Genomic DNA, 2,322 nt, shown 5'->3' with positions numbered 1-2,322 from the left:
CCGTGGCGCCGGACCCGGCCGCGCTGGCCGCCGTGCTCGCCGCGGCGGACCTCGCCTGGCCCGGCGGACCGCGGTGGTGGGCGGCCGTCGGCGGGGCCGAGCCCGGCCTGGTGGCCGCCCGCGGGCGGGGGCTCGTGGCGCGCGGCGAGGCCAGGCCGACCCTCGCGGTGTGGGCGGCGGGCCAGGGCTGGCTCGCCGGGGCGGGCGCGGTGCTGATCGCCCACGGCCTGCCGGACGGGTCCGCGCCCGCCGAGGCGCGCACCGCCCACCTGGCCGCGGGCTGGGCGGCGGCACGGGCCGAGGCCACCGCCGCCGCGCTGGGGCTGCGCTCGCGCCCCGTGGGCTCCTGGCAGCGGGCCGACCTCGGGGCCGCGCTCGGCGGCCCGCCCGGCGAGCGGTGGATCGTGCACGGCCTCGCCGTCGCGGCGCCGGGCGACCCCCAACCCTGTGACACCGGCCGGAAGGACGAAGGACCGTGATGCTCCATCCGGAACTGCTGCGCGCGGCGCGCGGCGCGCCCGGGCCGCTGCTGCGCGCCACCGGGCTGCTGCTGGCCGTCTCCGCGGCGCATGTGGCGCAGGCCGCGCTGCTCGCCGCCGTGCTGGCCGACGCCGGGCGGGGCCGCACCGGCGCGCTGCCCGGCCACCTGGCCGCGGTGGCGGGCGTGCTGGCGCTGCGGGCGGTGCTGACGTGGCGGCAGAAGGTGGCCGCGGCCGACGCCGGCGCCCGCATCCGGCTCGCGCTCCGCGACGAGCTGCTGGAGCGCCTCGGGCGGCTCGGCCCCGCGCACCGCGCCACCGCGCGCTCCGGCGCGCTGCGCGCCACGGTCGTGGACGGCGTCGAGGGCGTGAACACCTACCTGTCGCGCTACCTGCCCCAACTGGCCGTAGTGTGCCTGGTGCCCGCGGCCCTGCTGGTGTGGGTGGCGACGCTGCGGCCCGCGGCGGCCGCCGCGCTGGCCGGGGCCGTCGCCCTGGCGCTGCTCGCGCCCCGCCTGTGGGACCGGGCGCTGGCCAGGCGCGGCCGGGAGCACTGGGACAGCTACGAGCACCTGTCCGCGGACTACCTGGAGGCCCTCCAGCACATGCACGTGCTGCGCGCCACCGGGGCCGTGGGCCGCAGGCGCGCCGCCCTCCAGGAGCGGTCGGCGCTGCTGCACCGCGCCACCGTGGCCAAGCTGCGCCTCTCCCTGGTGGACACCGGCCTGACGGACCTGGCCATCCAGGGCGGCACGCTCGCCGCGGTGCTGCTGGCCTGCTCCGCCGCGGCCGGCGGGCACGCCACCGGCGCGGAGACGTATCTGCTGCTGATGCTCGCCTCCGAGGTGTTCCGGCCGCTGCGGGACCTGTCCCGCGAGTGGCACGCCGGGTATCTGGGGGTGTCCGCCGCCGACGGCATCGCCGCGCTGCGCACCGCCCGGCCCGCGGTCCCCGACTCCGGCACGCTGCGCCCCCGCTGGACCGAGGCCCCCGAGGTGGCCTTCCGCGACGTGCGCTTCACCTACCCGGGCGCCGGGCGGGCCGCCGTGGACGGCGTCACCTTCACCTGCGCGGCGGGCCGCACCACCGCCGTCGTCGGGCCGTCCGGCTCCGGCAAGTCCACGCTGCTGGCGCTGCTCCAGCGGCACCACGACCCGCAGGGCGGCGCCGTGCTGGTCGGCGGCACCGACGTGCGGGAGCTGTCCCTGGACGCGCTGCGCCGCGGCGTCGCCGTGGTCTCCCAGGACACCTACCTCTTCCACGCCTCCGTCGCCGACAACCTGCGCCTGGCCCGCCCCGGCGCCGACGACGAGGAGCTGGCCGCCGCCTGCCGCGCCGCGGGCGTCCACGACGAGATCGCGGCGCTGCCCGACGGCTACGCCACCGTGCTCGGCGAGCGCGGCGCCACCCTCTCCGGCGGCCAGCGGCAGCGGCTCGCCCTGGCCAGGGCGCTGCTGTGCGACGCGCCCGTGCTGGTGCTCGACGAGGCGACCAGCGCCGTGGACGAGCGCAGGGAGAGCGAGATCACCCGCTCGCTGCGGCACGCCGCGGCGGGCCGCACCTGCCTGATCGTCGCGCACCGGCTCGCCGCGGTGCGGGACGCCGACCACATCGTGGTGCTCGACGGCGGCCGGGTGGACGCCGCGGGCGACCACGTCGAGCTGGTCGGCGCGGGCGGCACCTACACCGCGCTGGCCACCGCCGACCTGCGCCCCTGACCCGCCGAGGAACCCCGTGGAACCAGAACCGACCGCGCGCCCCGCCATCCCCGCGCAGCGCCGCGCCGACCCGTCCCCGCCCCGCCCCGCGCCGCCGTCCGGCCGCGGCACCGGGCGGCCCCCCG

1 protein-coding gene and 1 pseudogene are annotated in these 2,322 nt (G+C 80.4%); both read left to right on the top strand.

All coding sequences use genetic code 11. The features are described 5' to 3' along the window. A pseudogene (locus ACYVO2_RS37170) lies at positions 1 to 479 on the top strand (nitroreductase); the annotation flags it as partial. Continuing rightward, the gene (locus tag ACYVO2_RS37165) at positions 476 to 2,197 is read left to right on the top strand and encodes an ABC transporter ATP-binding protein/permease (protein ID WP_461012547.1); all 1,722 of its coding nucleotides are present in this window, start codon (positions 476 to 478) and stop codon (positions 2,195 to 2,197) included. The pseudogene ACYVO2_RS37170 and the gene ACYVO2_RS37165, both read left to right, overlap by 4 nt. The last annotated feature ends 125 nt before the right edge of the window (positions 2,198 to 2,322 follow it).

The sequence above is a fragment of the Streptomyces capparidis genome, from assembly GCF_054782095.1.
This window is presented reverse-complemented; position numbering and strand designations above follow the sequence as displayed.